General features: G+C 59.1%; 14 protein-coding genes and 1 pseudogene. 9 read left to right on the top strand and 6 right to left on the bottom strand.

Features of this window, described 5'->3' with window-relative positions; all coding sequences use genetic code 11:
- Position 1: 1 nt before the first annotated feature.
- From nuoI to AC1D2P_RS00110, 9 genes and pseudogenes are all read left to right on the top strand, one after another.
- Entirely contained in the window at positions 2 to 547 is a 546-nt protein-coding gene (nuoI, locus tag AC1D2P_RS00150; RefSeq protein ID WP_007946418.1) for an NADH-quinone oxidoreductase subunit NuoI, read from the top strand.
- A gap of 9 nt (positions 548 to 556) precedes the next feature.
- On the top strand, positions 557 to 1060 hold the full coding sequence (nuoJ, locus tag AC1D2P_RS00145) for an NADH-quinone oxidoreductase subunit J (RefSeq protein ID WP_033057072.1): 504 nt from the start codon (positions 557 to 559) through the stop codon (positions 1058 to 1060).
- A 2-nt stretch (positions 1061 to 1062) separates the two neighbouring features.
- Positions 1063 to 1371 (top strand): NADH-quinone oxidoreductase subunit NuoK, encoded by a 309-nt coding sequence (gene nuoK, locus AC1D2P_RS00140; RefSeq protein WP_007946416.1) that lies wholly within the window; start codon positions 1063 to 1065, stop codon positions 1369 to 1371.
- Entirely contained in the window at positions 1368 to 3221 is a 1854-nt protein-coding gene (gene nuoL / locus AC1D2P_RS00135) for an NADH-quinone oxidoreductase subunit L (protein WP_477811282.1), read from the top strand. Before nuoK ends, nuoL begins: the two co-directional genes overlap by 4 nt.
- A gap of 40 nt (positions 3222 to 3261) precedes the next feature.
- Positions 3262 to 4794, top strand: a complete 1533-nt coding sequence (gene nuoM, locus AC1D2P_RS00130) for an NADH-quinone oxidoreductase subunit M (RefSeq protein WP_046032494.1) — start codon at positions 3262 to 3264, stop codon at positions 4792 to 4794.
- A 7-nt stretch (positions 4795 to 4801) separates the two neighbouring features.
- Positions 4802 to 6265, top strand: coding sequence for an NADH-quinone oxidoreductase subunit NuoN (nuoN, locus tag AC1D2P_RS00125; protein ID WP_046032495.1), 1464 nt, complete (start codon positions 4802 to 4804; stop codon positions 6263 to 6265).
- A 368-nt stretch (positions 6266 to 6633) separates the two neighbouring features.
- Entirely contained in the window at positions 6634 to 7035 is a 402-nt protein-coding gene (locus AC1D2P_RS00120; RefSeq protein WP_223522550.1) for a type II toxin-antitoxin system RelE/ParE family toxin, read from the top strand.
- Complete coding sequence (locus AC1D2P_RS00115; RefSeq protein ID WP_046032497.1) at positions 7025 to 7339, top strand: helix-turn-helix domain-containing protein; 315 nt, start codon at positions 7025 to 7027, stop codon at positions 7337 to 7339. The genes AC1D2P_RS00120 and AC1D2P_RS00115 overlap by 11 nt, the downstream gene beginning before the upstream one ends.
- A gap of 176 nt (positions 7340 to 7515) precedes the next feature.
- Positions 7516 to 8451: pseudogene (locus AC1D2P_RS00110) on the top strand (OprD family outer membrane porin); the annotation flags it as partial.
- Between the two features lie 383 nt (positions 8452 to 8834).
- Here the strand turns inward: AC1D2P_RS00110 and AC1D2P_RS00105 are convergent.
- Genes AC1D2P_RS00105 through AC1D2P_RS00080 form a run of 6 tightly spaced genes read right to left on the bottom strand, consistent with a single transcriptional unit; the run spans position 8835 to position 14771 of the window.
- On the bottom strand, positions 8835 to 10577 hold the full coding sequence (locus AC1D2P_RS00105; RefSeq protein ID WP_223522549.1) for an ABC transporter substrate-binding protein: 1743 nt from the start codon (positions 10575 to 10577) through the stop codon (positions 8835 to 8837).
- A 47-nt stretch (positions 10578 to 10624) separates the two neighbouring features.
- On the bottom strand, positions 10625 to 10897 hold the full coding sequence (locus AC1D2P_RS00100; RefSeq protein ID WP_046032507.1) for a DUF2160 domain-containing protein: 273 nt from the start codon (positions 10895 to 10897) through the stop codon (positions 10625 to 10627).
- Between the two features lie 10 nt (positions 10898 to 10907).
- The gene (locus AC1D2P_RS00095) at positions 10908 to 11708 is read right to left on the bottom strand and encodes a carbohydrate ABC transporter permease (protein ID WP_046032508.1); all 801 of its coding nucleotides are present in this window, start codon (positions 11706 to 11708) and stop codon (positions 10908 to 10910) included.
- An 8-nt stretch (positions 11709 to 11716) separates the two neighbouring features.
- On the bottom strand, positions 11717 to 12583 hold the full coding sequence (locus tag AC1D2P_RS00090; RefSeq protein WP_046032509.1) for a carbohydrate ABC transporter permease: 867 nt from the start codon (positions 12581 to 12583) through the stop codon (positions 11717 to 11719).
- Entirely contained in the window at positions 12580 to 13677 is a 1098-nt protein-coding gene (locus AC1D2P_RS00085; protein ID WP_477758193.1) for an ABC transporter ATP-binding protein, read from the bottom strand. Before AC1D2P_RS00085 ends, AC1D2P_RS00090 begins: the two co-directional genes overlap by 4 nt.
- Positions 13677 to 14771 (bottom strand): ABC transporter ATP-binding protein, encoded by a 1095-nt coding sequence (locus AC1D2P_RS00080; RefSeq protein WP_046032511.1) that lies wholly within the window; start codon positions 14769 to 14771, stop codon positions 13677 to 13679. The genes AC1D2P_RS00085 and AC1D2P_RS00080 overlap by 1 nt, the downstream gene beginning before the upstream one ends.
- Positions 14772 to 15234 lie beyond the last annotated feature (463 nt).

Genomic DNA, 15234 nt, shown 5'->3' with positions numbered 1-15234 from the left:
CATGAAGTACATATTTGACATCGTGCATGGCTTCTTCACCCAGCTTCGCAGCCTGGTGATGATTTTCGGCCACGCCTTCCGCAAGCGCGACACGCTGCAGTACCCGGAAGAAGCCGTGTACCTGCCGCCGCGCTACCGTGGTCGTATCGTCCTGACCCGCGACCCTGATGGCGAGGAGCGTTGTGTAGCCTGCAACCTGTGCGCCGTGGCATGCCCGGTGGGTTGCATCTCGCTGCAGAAAGCTGAAACCGAAGACGGTCGCTGGTACCCGGACTTCTTCCGCATCAACTTCTCGCGCTGCATTTTCTGCGGCCTCTGCGAGGAAGCCTGCCCGACCACCGCGATCCAGCTGACACCGGATTTCGAGATGGCCGAGTTCAAACGTCAGGACCTGGTTTACGAGAAAGAAGATCTGCTGATCTCCGGCCCCGGCAAAAACCCTGATTACAACTTCTATCGTGTTGCAGGTATGGCGATTGCCGGGAAGCCGAAAGGCTCCGCGCAGAATGAAGCCCAGCCGATCAACGTGAAGAGCTTGCTGCCTTAAGGAAGAAAGATGGAATTCGCTTTCTATTTCGCATCGGGTATCGCTGTGGTGTCCACGCTTCGCGTGATCACCAACACCAACCCTGTGCACGCCCTGCTCTACCTGATCATTTCGCTGATCGCCGTGGCCATGACGTTCTTCGCCCTCGGCGCACCGTTTGCCGGTGTACTGGAAGTGATCGCCTACGCTGGCGCCATCATGGTGCTGTTCGTGTTCGTGGTGATGATGCTGAACCTGGGCCCGGCTTCGGTTCAGCAAGAGCGCGTCTGGCTCAAGCCCGGTATCTGGCTTGGCCCGGTTGCTCTCGGCGCCCTGCTGCTGGTTGAACTGCTGTACGTGCTGTTCAGCCATTCCAGCGGCCAGGCCGTCGGCCACACTACCGTAGACGCCAAGGCCGTGGGCATCAGCCTGTTCGGTCCTTATCTGCTGGTGGTCGAACTCGCCTCGATGTTGCTGCTCGCCGCAGCTGTCACGGCGTTCCACTTGGGCCGCAACGAAGCCAAGGAGCAATGACGATGCCTGCTATCCCTATGGAGCATGGTCTGGCGGTCGCCGGCATCCTGTTCTGCCTCGGTCTGGTCGGCCTGATGGTCCGCCGCAACATTCTCTTCGTGCTGATGAGCCTGGAGGTCATGATGAATGCCTCCGCACTGGCCTTCATCGTTGCCGGTAGCCGCTGGGCGCAGCCGGATGGACAGATCATGTTCATCCTGGTGATCAGCCTGGCAGCCGCCGAGGCCAGTATTGGCCTGGCGATTCTGTTGCAGCTGTATCGCCGCTTCCACACTCTCGATATCGACGCTGCCAGCGAGATGCGCGGATGAATCTTCTCTATCTGACTTTCGTATTCCCTCTCATAGGTTTCCTGCTGCTGGCGTTCTCACGCGGGCGCCTCTCGGAAAACCTGTCGGCGCTGATCGGCGTCGGTTCCATCGGTCTGTCGGCCATCGTCACGGCTTACGTGATCTGGCAATTCAAGGTCGCCCCGCCTGAGGGCGGTCACTACACCCTGGTGTTGTGGCAGTGGATGGCGGTGGAAGGCTTTACGCCGAACTTCGCGCTGTACCTCGACGGCCTGTCCGTGACCATGCTCGGTGTGGTCGTGGGTGTCGGCTTCCTGATCCACCTGTTCGCGTCCTGGTACATGCGCGGTGAAGCCGGTTACTCGCGTTTCTTCGCCTACACCAACCTGTTTATCGCCAGCATGCTGTTTCTGGTCCTGGGCGATAACCTGTTGTTCCTGTACTTCGGCTGGGAAGGCGTGGGCCTGTGCTCGTACCTGTTGATCGGTTTCTACTACAGCAACCGCAACAACGGCAACGCGGCACTCAAGGCGTTCATCGTCACCCGTATCGGCGACGTGTTCATGGCCATCGGCCTGTTCATCCTGTTCGCTCAACTGGGTACGCTGAACGTCCAGGAACTGCTGGTGCTGGCACCGCAGAAATTCCAGGCTGGCGACTTCTGGATGGTCATGGCCACCCTGATGCTGCTGGGCGGCGCTGTCGGTAAATCGGCGCAACTGCCGCTGCAAACCTGGCTGGCGGACGCGATGGCCGGTCCTACTCCGGTTTCGGCACTGATCCACGCCGCAACCATGGTAACCGCCGGTGTCTACCTGATCGCCCGTACCCACGGCCTGTTCACCCTGGCGCCGGAAATCCTGCACCTGGTAGGCATCGTCGKTGGCGTGACCCTGGTCCTCGCCGGTTTTGCCGCACTGGTCCAGACCGACATCAAACGTATCCTCGCCTACTCGACCATGAGCCAGATCGGCTACATGTTCCTGGCGCTGGGCGTTGGTGCGTGGGATGGCGCGATCTTCCACCTGATGACCCACGCCTTCTTCAAGGCGCTGCTGTTCCTTGCCTCCGGTGCGGTGATCGTTGCCTGCCACCACGAGCAGAACATCTTCAAGATGGGCGGCCTGTGGAAGAAACTGCCGCTGGCCTACACCAGCTTCATCGTCGGCGGCGCGGCACTGTCTGCCCTGCCACTGGTGACCGCAGGCTTCTACTCCAAGGACGAAATCCTCTGGGAAGCGTTCGCCAGCGGCAACCACGGTCTGCTGTACGCAGGTCTGGTCGGCGCGTTCATGACCTCGCTGTACACCTTCCGCCTGATCTTCATCGCGTTCCACGGTGAAGCGAAGACCGAAGCGCACGCCGGTCACGGTATTGCTCACTGGCTGCCACTGTCGGTGCTGATCGTGTTGTCGACTTTCATCGGCGCGATGATCGTTCCGCCGCTGCACGGTGTACTGCCAGAAAGCGTCGGCCATGCCGGCGGCGAAGCCAAGCACAGTCTGGAAATCGCGTCGGGCGCCATCGCCCTGGCCGGTATCCTGCTGGCCGCGCTGCTGTTCCTCGGCAAGCGTCGTTTCGTCACCGCCATCGCCAACAGCGGCATCGGCCGTTTCCTTTCGGCCTGGTGGTTCGCTGCCTGGGGCTTCGACTGGATCTACGACAAACTGTTCGTCAAGCCATACCTGGCGATCAGCCACGCACTGCGCAGAGACCCGCTCGACCAGACCATCGGTCTGATCCCGCGTATGGCCAAAGGTGGTCACACCGCCCTGAGCCGTACCGAAACCGGTCAACTGCGTTGGTACGCAGCATCGATGGCAGCCGGCTCCGTGCTGGTCATCGGCGCCATCGTGCTGGTAGCGGTCTGAATATGAACCTTGCGAACTTGCGAAAGGAATTGAGCCCGTCATGATTCTGCCTTGGCTAATCCTGATCCCCTTCATCGGCGGCCTGCTGTGCTGGATGGGTGAGCGCTTCGGCTCTACCCTCCCGCGCTGGATTGCGCTGTTGACCATGACCCTGGAACTCGCACTCGGCCTCTGGCTGTGGGCCCACGGTAACTACTCATTTGCACCGGCGCCTGGCGCCGATCCGACCTGGGCGCTTGAGTTCAAGCACATCTGGATCCAGCGCTTCGGCATCAGCGTCCACCTGGCCCTCGACGGCCTGTCGCTGCTGATGATCCTGCTGACCGGTCTGCTGGGTATCCTCTCGGTACTGTGCTCGTGGAAAGAGATTCAACGTCACGTTGGCTTCTTCCACCTGAACCTGATGTGGATCCTGGGCGGTGTCGTCGGCGTGTTCCTCGCCCTCGACCTGTTCATGTTCTTCTTCTTCTGGGAAATGATGCTGGTGCCGATGTATTTCCTCATCGCGCTCTGGGGTCACAGTTCTTCGGACGGCAAGAAAACCCGGATCTACGCGGCGACCAAGTTCTTCATCTTCACTCAGGCGTCCGGCCTGATCATGTTGGTGGCGATCCTGGGTCTGGTCCTGGTCAACTTCAACAGCACTGGCGTGATTACCTTCAACTACGCCGACCTGTTGAAAACCAAGATGTCGATGACTACCGAGTACATCCTGATGCTCGGCTTCTTCATCGCTTTCGCGGTCAAGCTGCCCGTCGTACCGTTCCACTCCTGGTTGCCTGACGCTCACGCCCAGGCGCCAACCGCAGGTTCGGTCGACCTGGCCGGTATCTTGTTGAAGACAGCTGCTTACGGCCTGCTGCGTTTCGCCCTGCCGCTGTTCCCGAATGCGTCGGCCGAGTTCGCGCCGGTTGCCATGAGCCTGGGTCTGGTCGGGATCTTCTACGGTGCGTTCCTGGCCTTCGCCCAAACCGACATCAAGCGTCTGATCGCCTACTCCTCCGTTTCCCACATGGGCTTCGTGTTGATCGGCATCTACTCCGGCAGCCAACTGGCGCTGCAGGGCGCGGTGATGCAGATGCTGGCGCACGGTCTGTCGGCCGCGGCACTCTTTATCCTCAGCGGTCAGTTGTACGAACGCACTCACACCCGCGACATGCGTGAAATGGGTGGCCTGTGGTCGAAGATCGCATACCTGCCGGCCATCAGCCTGTTCTTCGCCGCCGCGTCCCTGGGCTTGCCGGCTACCGGTAACTTTGTGGGTGAGTTCCTGATCCTGATCGGCACGTTCCCGAGCGCTCCATTGATCACTATCCTCGCGACGTCCGGCCTGGTGTTCGGTTCGGTCTACTCGCTGATCATGATCCACCGTGCCTACTTCGGCCCGTCCAAATCGGACGCGGTGCTGCATGGCATGGATGGTCGCGAACTGATCATGGTGGTCGGTCTGGCAGCGTTGCTGATTTTCATCGGCGTGTACCCGCAGCCGTTCCTCGACACCTCTGCCGCGACGATGCATGGCGTGCAGCAGTGGCTTGGCACCGCCTTCACTCAACTCGCTTCGGCCCGGTAAGAGCGCTATGGAATTCACGACTCAACACTTTATCGCGCTAGCGCCGTTGTTGATCACCAGCGCCACGATCATCGTGGTGATGCTGGCGATCGCCTGGCGCCGCAACCACTCGCAGACCTTCCTGATTTCCGTGGCGGGCCTGAACCTGGCGTTACTGTCGATCCTGCCAGCCTTGAAAGTCGCGCCCCTGGCGGTGACCCCACTGCTGCAGATTGATAGCTTCGCTTGCTTGTACATGGCGCTGATCCTGGTCGCCACCCTCGCTTGTGTAACCCTCGCCCACGCCTACCTCGGCGATGGCGGTTCGGGTTACCCGGGCAACCGTGAAGAACTTTACCTGCTGATTCTGATGTCCGCCGCCGGTGGCCTGGTTCTGGTCAGCGCGCAGCACCTGGCCGGGTTGTTCGTCGGTCTGGAACTGCTTTCGGTACCGGTCTACGGTCTGGTGGCGTATGCCTTCTTCAACAAGCGTTCGCTGGAAGCCGGTATCAAGTACATGGTGCTGTCGGCTGCCGGTTCCGCGTTCCTGTTGTTCGGTATGGCCCTGCTGTACGCCGACTCCGGCTCCCTGAGCTTCGTCGGTATCGGTCAGGCCCTGGCGGCTACCGGTCTGCCAAGCTCGCTGGCACAACTGGGCCTGGGCATGATGCTGATCGGTCTGGCGTTCAAGCTGTCGCTGGTACCGTTCCACCTCTGGACCCCGGACGTTTACGAAGGTGCTCCGGCGCCGGTTGCAGCGTTTCTCGCTACCGCTTCCAAGGTTGCTGTGTTCGCCGTGATGGTGCGTCTGTTCCAGATCTCTCCAGCGGCAAGCAGTGGTGTGCTGAGCGACGTACTGACCATCATCGCCATTGCGTCGATCCTGTTCGGTAACCTGCTGGCACTGACCCAAAGCAACCTCAAGCGTCTGTTGGGTTACTCGTCCATCGCGCACTTCGGCTACCTGCTGATCGCCCTGGTGGCGAGCAAGGGTCTGGCCGTGGAAGCCATCGGCGTGTACCTGGTCACCTACGTGATCACCAGCCTGGGCGCGTTCGGCGTGATCACCCTGATGTCCTCGCCGTACAACGGCCGTGACGCGGATGCCCTGTACGAATACCGCGGCCTGTTCTGGCGCCGTCCGTACCTGACCGCCGTGCTGACCGTGATGATGCTGTCCCTGGCCGGTATCCCGCTGACCGCGGGCTTCATCGGCAAGTTCTACATCATCGCGACTGGCGTCGAGTCGCATCAGTGGTGGCTGGTCGGTTCCCTGGTACTGGGCAGCGCCATCGGCGTTTTCTACTACCTGCGTGTGATGGTCACTCTGTTCCTGATCGAGCCGAACCTGCGTCGCCACGATGCACAACTGCACTGGGAACAACGTGCAGGCGGCGTGATGCTGCTGGCCATCGCCGCACTGGCGTTCTTCCTGGGCCTGTATCCGCAGCCGTTGCTGGTGCTGGTTCAGCAGGCGGGTCTGGCGGGTTGATCGCTTAAGCGACACTCGGTAAAAAACAGAAACGGCACCTTCGGGTGCCGTTTTTGCGTTTATACCATCACAGTTTCTTCACCATGGGCACGCAGGCCAGTTGAAGTCCGAAGGGGGCATGGTAGATCGCAAGCTCCTCCCCCCAGATAAAAATGCGTTCCCATGAGTACACCGTAACCGTCCTCAGCCAACCCTAGATCCAGTCCAGCATTTGCTGCTCGCTGGAGGCATTGTTCCGACACTTCATTTGCGAAGTCTCCCCTCTCTTTGATCGAACGTTCTCACCACACCGGTCGACTCGTCCTACAGGTGTTTTTGCGACCGGGATCTATCTTGAGAACAGGGACGAAAAGGACGGCTTCTATGCCTTGACCTATTCGGTTATCGAGACAACACTATACGCAGGCAACGTACAGAACAGGGATGCTCTTTTTATCGAATTACCTGCGTTTCAGAAACACCGAGACGACTATCTGGATGACGATCTGTTTCGCAGCTTTCAACTGGAACTGCTGAAAAACCCAGCAGCGGGAGATCTCATTGAGGGTACAGGTGGGCTGCGCAAAATCCGCTTCTTCGATCAACGTCGCGGCAAGGGCAAGCGCAGTGGACTGCGGGTGATTTATTACTGGTGGTCAGGCTTCGAGCAGTTCTGGCTGTTCACCGTGTACAGCAAAAACGAGCACGACGATCTGTCGCCGGCCCAGAAAAAACTGTTCAGACAAATGCTGAATAGAGAAATCAATACGAGAACCCACTATGAAACGTGACATTTTTTCCGAACTGATCGAAGGCCTCGACGCCTTGGCCGACGAGCGCCAAGGCAAGATCACGCTGCGAAGCCACAAGGTCCAATTGCCGAAACTGATGCCGATCACTGCCGAGGAAGTGGTCGCCATCCGCCAACAGCTCAACCTCTCCAGGTCGGTGTTCGCGATGTATCTGCGCACCAACACCCGCACCCTCGAAAACTGGGAACAAGGACGGGCAACACCCAATGCTCAAGCCACGACATTGATCCGCCTCGTTGAACGCTTCCCGCAAACCATCGAGCAGCTCGCAGCCTTGACCTGACCCGCCGAGGCGTCAACCCGACCCACATGACGAAATTGTAACTCCCCCATCACCTTGGCGTTATCCGCAGCTTGCAACGATGTCACCCGGCGACCATGCCGGCGGGCCTTTGTCCGCCGAACAATAAAACCCATGCCGAAGCACGTTCCTGTTCTGCCGAACCCAAGGAGTGATTGATGGTTAACCATACAAAAATGTCGATGGCCGCTTTAGCGGTGGTGATCGGCTCCGGGCCGTCCATGGTGTTGGCGCAAGATAAAGCCGAGGGGTTTGTCGAAGGCAGCAGCCTGACGGTGCTCAACCGCAACTTCTACTTTAATCGTGATTACCGCAAAGGCCAGTCCAGCCCCACCGGCAATGGCTACTCCGAAGCCTGGGCCCAGGCCATCATCAGCAAGTTCGAATCCGGTTACACCCAAGGCACCGTCGGGTTCGGGATCGATGCGTTTGCGATGATCGGCTTGAAACTCGATACCGGTGACGGTCGCAACGGTGGCAACAGTTCGTTCGACGTGCTGCCGGTCGACAGTGACAGCCAAGCGCAGGACGAATACACCAAGGTCGGTGGCGCCGCCAAAGTCCGGGCCTTTGACACGGAGATAAAAATCGGCGACGTGTTCCCCGCCACCCCGGTCGTCGCGGCAGGTGACTCGCGGTTGCTGCCGGAAAGTTTCCGCGGCGTCACGGCCACCAACACCAGTATCGAAGGCTTATCGGTTCAGGGCGGTCGGTTGCATGCCATGAGCCAACCGGTGTCCAGCGACCTGCGCGAGAACTTCGCGACGTTTTACGCCGGCCCGGTCAATTCGCCGTGGATCGCTTACGGTGGCGGCGACTACGCGCTGAACCAGAACCTCAGTGTCAGCCTGTACTCCAGTCGCCTCAAAGACGCCTGGAATCAATACTACGCGGGCACCGCATGGACTTACCCGTTGATGGACGACCTGTCGTTGTTTGGCGGCCTTAACTATTACAAGGCCGTCGACGAGGGCAAACAATTACTCGGCCAGTTCGACAACAACATCTGGAGCGGTCGGGTTGGCGTGAAACTCGGCGCCCATTCCGTCGCGCTGTCGCACCAGCGCAACAACGGCACCAGACTCCATAGCTATAACGACTACCTGTCGCCAATAGCCATGGAGCAAAAAGCGGCATAAACACCGTAATCGGTGTCCGAGATTACTTGACCAGTTCAGGCTCGCCCGCGATGGCGCCGGCGCCTTCAGCATCCTCACCGACTGACCCACCGCTATCGCGGGCAAGCCCGGCTCCCACAGGGTTAAGGGTGTAGCTCTCTGAGGTATCAGACTTGAGATTTTCGCTGCCCGAACCACCGCATTCGCGGGCAAGCCCGCTCCCACAGTGATCACCGTCGTCCGTGGAATGTGTAAACACCACTGAAACCTGTGGGAGCGGGCTTGCCCGCGAAGACGCTGGAACAGGCACAAAAAAAACGGCACCTTTCGGTGCCGTTCGCTGTTCACAGACCAGGCAGTTACTTACGCGCGTCCGCCCACGATTTCAGCAGTTCGTTGTAGCTCACGGTCTCCCCTTTCGGTTTCTCGTTCGCCAGTTTCGGTTTCGGTGCGCCCGGTTGGTCGAACCAGTACTGTGCATCGCGCTCCGGGTTCATTTTCGGTGCGCAGGTGAGCTGCGCCTTGGAACGTTCCAGACGGGTCATGATGGCGTCCTGATCCTTGGCCAGGCCATCCAGGGCTTCTTGCGGGGTTTTGTCGCCACTGGCGGCTTCGGCGATGTGGCTCCACCACAGTTGTGCCAGGCGTGGATAGTCCGGCACGTTGGTCCCGGTCGGGGTCCATTGCACACGGGCCGGGCTGCGGTAGAACTCGACCAGACCACCGAGTTTCGGTGCCAGGTCGGTCATCGCTTGCGAGTTGATGTCCGATTCGCGGATCGGCGTCAGGCCAACGATGGTTTTCTTCAGCGACACGGTTTTCGACGTCACGAACTGCGCATAGAGCCAGGCAGCAAGTTTCTGTTTCTCAGGCGTGGACTTCATGAATGTCCATGAGCCCACGTCCTGATAACCCAGTTTCATGCCCTCTTCCCAGTACGGACCGCGCGGCGACGGCGCCATGCGCCATTTCGGCGTGCCATCGGCGTTCACCACTGGCAGGCCTGGCTTGGTCATGTCGGCGGTAAAGGCGGTGTACCAGAAGATCTGCTGGGCGATGTTGCCCTGGGACGGGACCGGGCCGGATTCGGAGAAGGTCATCCCGGCGGCTTCCGGTGGCGCGTACTTTTTCAGCCAGTCCACATACTTGGTGGTGGCGAACACCGCTGCCGGACCGTTGGTGTCGCCACCACGCGTCACGCTGGAACCCACCGGATGGCAATCCTCGACACGAATGCCCCACTCGTCCACCGGCAAACCGTTGGGCAGGCCCTTGTCGCCGCCACCGGCCATGGAGAACCAGGCGTCGGTGAAACGCCAGCCCAGGGACGGGTCTTTCTTGCCGTAGTCCATGTGCCCATAGACGCGCTTGCCGTCGATTTCCTTGACGTCTTCGCTGAAGAATTTGGCGATGTCTTCATACGCCGACCAGTTCACCGGTACGCCCAACTCGTAGCCGTATTTCTCCTTGAACTTGGCTTTCAGCTCCGGCCGCTCGAACCAGTCGGCGCGGAACCAATAGAGGTTGGCGAACTGCTGGTCGGGCAGTTGGTAGAGCTTGCCGTCCGGGGCCGTGGTGAAAGATGTGCCAATGAAGTCCTTGAGGTCCAGCGTCGGCGACGTGAAGTTCTTGCCTTCGTTCGCCATCAGGTCGGTGATCGCTTCAGTCTTGCCGTAGCGAAAATGCGTACCGATCAGGTCCGAGTCGTTGACCCAGCCGTCATAAATGCTCTTGTCCGACTGCATCACCGTCTGCAGCTTCTCCACCACGTCGCCTTCTTGCAGCAGGTCGTGGGTGACTTTGATCCCGGTGATCTCGGTGAACGCCTTGGCCAACACTTTGGACTCGTATTCGTGAGTGGTCAGGGTTTCCGAGACGACCTTGATGTCCATCCCGCGAAACGGCTCGGCGGCCTTGATGAACCACTTCAACTCCGCGAGTTGCTGATCGGCCGTCAGGGTGGACGGTTTGAACTCGTCGCCAATCCATTTCTTCGCAGCGTCTTCATAGGCGTCGGCCCAGGCCGAAGCGCTCAACCCACTGAGTGCCAGAATGGCTGCCAATGAAATGCTATGTCGCAGCTTATTGTTTTTGTCGAACATAGAGACCTCCTGTTTGATTTTCGGAGCAACATTGCCGAGCGATTCGACTAGCCCCAACGCATCACAGCCAACAGCCACACCAGGGACAACGCGGACGCTACCCAGATGCTCCAGTCGGTGACGCCAATTACCAGCAAATGCAGGTAGGCGCTGCCGAGAAGACCGATAAACAGCCGATCGCCACGGGTGGTGGCAATCGGCAAGAAACCTCGTTTGAGAATGCTCGGCGAGCGCAACTCCCAGGTCGTCATCCCCACCAGGATCAGGGCAATGACACAGAAGAACGCCGCCGTGGGACCGGTCCAACTCATCCATTCCATCATCAGCTCCTCATACCCGACCCAGGGCAAAGCCCTTGGCCACGTGGTTGCGAACAAACCAGATCACCAGCATGCCCGGCAGAATGGTCAACACCCCCGCCGCTGCCAGCACGCCCCAATCGATACCGGATGCCGAGACCGTGCGGGTCATCACCGCGGCAATCGGCTTGGCGTTGACCGACGTCAGCGTGCGCGCCAAGAGCAGTTCAACCCAGGAAAACATGAAGCAGAAAAACGCCGTGACACCGATGCCGGAACCGATCAGCGGGATGAAAATCTTGACGAAGAACTTGGGAAAACTGTAGCCATCGATGTAGGCGGTTTCGTCGATTTCCTTGGGAACGCCGGACATGAAGCCTTCAAGAATCCACACCGCCAGCGGTACGTTAAACAGGCAGTGAGCCAGTGCCACGGCGATGTGGGTGTCGAACAACCCGATCGAGGAATACAGCTGGAAGAACGGCAACAGGAATACGGCGGGTGGCGCCATGCGGTTGGTCAGCAGCCAAAAGAACAGGTGCTTGTCGCCCAGGAAACGGTAGCGTGAAAACGCATACGCCGCCGGCAACGCCACGCTCAGGGAGATCACCGTGTTCAGGCTCACGTAATACAGCGAGTTGAGGTAACCGGTGTACCAGGCCGGATCGGTGAAGATCACCTTGTAGTTGTGGAAAGTGAAATCCTGGGGAAACAACGTCAGGCCACCGAGGATTTCGGTGTTGCTCTTGAAGGACATGTTCAGCAGCCAGTAGATCGGCACCAGCAGGAACAGGATGTAGATCAGCAGCGGGATGAGCTTTCTTTTACTCATGGCGGGCCTCAGCGGTTGGCGTCAGAGTGAGTCATGGCGGTGTAGAACAGCCAGGACACCAACAGGATGATCAGGAAGTACACCAGCGAGAATGCCGCTGCCGGCCCCAGGTCGAATTGCCCTATCGCCATCTGGGTCAGCGTCTGACTCAAGAACGTCGTCGCATTCCCCGGGCCGCCACCGGTCAACACAAACGGCTCGGTGTAGATCATGAAACTGTCCATGAACCGCAGCATCACCGCGATCAACAGCACGCTTTTGAGCTTGGGTAACTGGATGTGGCGGAACACCGCCCAGGCGGACGCTCGGTCAATCCGCGCGGCCTGGTAATACACGTCCGGAATCGCCCGTAACCCGGAGAAACACAACAGCGCCACGAGCGACGTCCAGTGCCAGACGTCCATCACCAGCACCGTGACCCAGGCGTCCATGGTGTTCGCCGCATAGTTGTAGCTGATGCCCATGGCATTGAGGCTCGACCCAAGCAGGCCGATATCGGCTCGACCGAAAATCTGCCAGATCGTGCCGACCACGTTCCACGGAATCAGCAACGGAATGGCCAGGACGATCAGCACCAGCGACGACCAGCGTCCCTTGGTGGGCATGGTCAGTGCGATGGCGATGCCCAGCGGAATTTCGATCAGCAATACGCAGGCGGAGTAGATGAACTGGCGCAGCAGCGAGTCATGCAGGCGCGGATCGAGCAGCACTTGTTTGTACCAGTCGGCGCCGACGAAGTAGCGACTGGACTGGTCGAAAATGTCCTGCACCGAGTAGTTGACCACCGTCATCATCGGGACCACCGCACTGAAGGCCACCAGCAGGAACACCGGCAACACCAGCCACCAGGCCTTGTTGTTTTGCACCTTGTTCATGGCTGTGCCTCCAGCAAGTATTCATCGGCATACACCATCAACCACTGCGCCGGAAAACTGATGTACGCGGTGCCTTCGGGTACCGGTTTGTCTTCGGCCAGGCGCACTTTCAACGGTGCGCCGTCGAGGTTCAGGGTCAGGATCTTGTAGGTGCCAAGGTCTTCGATGTGTACGACTTGAGCCTTCATCGCATCATCAAAGGGCTCTTCCCACACATGCACAAACTCCGGACGGATACCGACTTTCAGGGTTTTCCACTCGGATTCGGCGATGCGCTTTTGCTGCGCCTCGGACAGCGGCAGATGCGTCGAAGCGAACCCCACGCCCCCGGCCTGCGGCGTGACCTCAATCAGGTTCATCCCCGGGCTGCCGATGAAATAGCCGACAAAGGTGTGGCTTGGGCGTTCGAACAATTCTCGCGGCGTACCGAACTGCACGATCTGCCCGCCGTACATCACGGCGATTTTGTCGGCGAAGGTCGAGGCCTCCAGTTGATCGTGGGTCACGTAGACCATCGTGATGTTGAACTGCTCGTGGATCTGCTTGAGCTTGCGCCGCAGCTTCCACTTCAAGTGCGGATCGATCACGGTCAGTGGTTCATCGAACAGGATGGCCGAGACGTCGTCGCGTACCAGCCCACGGCCCATGGAGACTTTCTGTTTCTCGTCGGCGGTGAGGTTGCTGGCCTTCTTGCTCAGCAGCGCCTGAAGGTCCAGCACCTCGGCAATTTCCTGCACCTTGCTGTGAATTCTTGCCTCGGCCATGCCTTGGTTGCGCAGCGGAAATGCCAGGTTATCGAACACCGTCATGGTGTCGTAGACCACCGGAAACTGGAAAACCTGGGCGATGTTGCGCTTCTCGGGGGTCAGGTCGTTGACCGCTTTGCCGTCGAACAACACATGCCCCTGAGACGGGCTGAGCAATCCGGAAATGATGTTGAGCAAGGTGGATTTGCCGCAACCCGAAGGCCCGAGCAACGCGTAGGCACCACCCTGCTCCCAAATGTGGTCCATCTCGCGGATGGCGTAATCCTCAGGGCCGGTTGGCGTGCGGGTGTAGCTGTGGGCGAGGTTTTGCAAACGAATTTCGGCCATCAGGCAACCCTCGCGATACGGCGACCGGGCGCCTGGACCAAACGCCCCTGCGCATCGAACACAAACAGTTTGTGGGTGGGGATATAGATGCGAATCGGCGCATCGACGTCGTATTCGTGAACACCGGGCAGGTGCAGCACCAGCAGGAAATGCTCATTGCGCACGTGCAGGAAGGTTTCCGAACCGCTGATCTCGGCGACCTCGACGGTCACGGCCAGCTCCAGGTCATCGTCGTTGCTCGGCACCAACGAGATGTGGCTGGGCCGCACGCCAAAGCGGAACTCGCCCTCGCCCACTGGCCGCAAATCCACGTTCAACGGGAAGTGCACGAAGTTGGCAAAGCTCACTTCGTTGCCGGCAATCCGGCCGGGCATCAGGTTGATCGGCGGCTCGGAGAACAGCTCGGCCGCCAGCACCGTTTGCGGCTGGTGATAGACCTCGGAAGACTTGCCACTCTGGATCACCCGGCCTTCGTGAAGAATCGTCGTGGTGCCGCCCAGCGCCAGCGCTTCGTTGGGTTCGGTGGTGGCGTAAATGGCGATGGTGTGCCGCGCCTTGAACAGCTCGCGCATTTCCTGGCGCAGCTCTTCGCGCAGCTTGTAATCAAGGTTGACCAGCGGTTCGTCGAACAGAATCAGTTCGGCATCCTTGACCAGCGCCCGTGCCATAGCCGTGCGCTGTTGCTGGCCGCCGGACAGTTCGAGGGGATGGCGCTGGAGGAACTTCTCGATGCGCAGCATCTTCGCGGTTTCCAGCACTTTGCTCTGGATCAGTTCGTTGGAAACACCACCCTGGCGCAACGGCGAAGCAATGTTCTCGAACACCGTCATGGTCGGATAGTTGATGAATTGCTGATAGACCATCGACACATTGCGCAAACGCACCGGGCGCTGGGTGACGTCGACGCCGTTCATGAGGATGCGGCCGCTGTCGGGCTTGTCCAGACCGGCCATCAAGCGCATCAGGCTGGTTTTGCCGGACAGTGTTCGCCCAAGCAAAACGTTGAAGGAACCGGGTTCAAAACTAAGGCACGCATCATCGATCCAGGTCTGGCCCTCGACGGTGCGGCTGACGTGCTCCAGGGTTAATGACATGGCTCGGCCTTTTTTATTATTTGGAGTCAAGCGACCGGAGCTACAGAGCGACTTTCGTGCCAAAAATCACAAGCCATTGATCTAGCTTGAAAAACCTCGAATGGACGRCGTCATCGCTTTCGTTGCTGAACACAAATGAACAACCTGGACTGAACAACTGAACAATCCGCCGGTTGACAATGAACAATAGTGAACAACACTCTACAAACCGTTTTACTGCGAAAATTTCCGAATTACGCACAACCTTGTAGCAGCTGCCGAAGCCTGCGTCCGGCGACGCAGTCGTCGTTAGATCAGGTGTCGCGGTGTATAAGAAAGACCGCGAATACAGGTTTTACGACGACTGCGTCGCCGGACGCAGGCTTCGCCAGCTGCTACAAAATCGCGTTCGGCGGTATGTCGAGATGCGTGCAGATTGCGTTTACCCAAAACAAAAACAATAAATGCTTAGAGATCGACTGCC

This window comes from Pseudomonas sp. P1_F1_2 (genome assembly GCF_056405815.1).
This window is presented reverse-complemented; position numbering and strand designations above follow the sequence as displayed.

What these genes read in the sequence shown, in the direction of transcription:
- nuoI (WP_007946418.1), top strand. Translation starts at nt 2, where the DNA reads ATGAAGTACATATTTGACATCGTGCATGGCTTCTTCACCCAGCTTCGC.
- nuoJ (WP_033057072.1), top strand. Translation starts at nt 557, where the DNA reads ATGGAATTCGCTTTCTATTTCGCATCGGGTATCGCTGTGGTGTCCACG.
- nuoK (WP_007946416.1), top strand. Translation starts at nt 1,063, where the DNA reads ATGCCTGCTATCCCTATGGAGCATGGTCTGGCGGTCGCCGGCATCCTG.
- nuoM (WP_046032494.1), top strand. Translation starts at nt 3,262, where the DNA reads ATGATTCTGCCTTGGCTAATCCTGATCCCCTTCATCGGCGGCCTGCTG.
- nuoN (WP_046032495.1), top strand. Translation starts at nt 4,802, where the DNA reads ATGGAATTCACGACTCAACACTTTATCGCGCTAGCGCCGTTGTTGATC.
- AC1D2P_RS00115 (WP_046032497.1), top strand. Translation starts at nt 7,025, where the DNA reads ATGAAACGTGACATTTTTTCCGAACTGATCGAAGGCCTCGACGCCTTG.
- AC1D2P_RS00105 (WP_223522549.1), bottom strand. Translation starts at nt 10,577, where the DNA reads ATGTTCGACAAAAACAATAAGCTGCGACATAGCATTTCATTGGCAGCC.
- AC1D2P_RS00100 (WP_046032507.1), bottom strand. Translation starts at nt 10,897, where the DNA reads ATGGAATGGATGAGTTGGACCGGTCCCACGGCGGCGTTCTTCTGTGTC.
- AC1D2P_RS00095 (WP_046032508.1), bottom strand. Translation starts at nt 11,708, where the DNA reads ATGAGTAAAAGAAAGCTCATCCCGCTGCTGATCTACATCCTGTTCCTG.
- AC1D2P_RS00090 (WP_046032509.1), bottom strand. Translation starts at nt 12,583, where the DNA reads ATGAACAAGGTGCAAAACAACAAGGCCTGGTGGCTGGTGTTGCCGGTG.
- AC1D2P_RS00085 (WP_477758193.1), bottom strand. Translation starts at nt 13,677, where the DNA reads ATGGCCGAAATTCGTTTGCAAAACCTCGCCCACAGCTACACCCGCACG.
- AC1D2P_RS00080 (WP_046032511.1), bottom strand. Translation starts at nt 14,771, where the DNA reads ATGTCATTAACCCTGGAGCACGTCAGCCGCACCGTCGAGGGCCAGACC.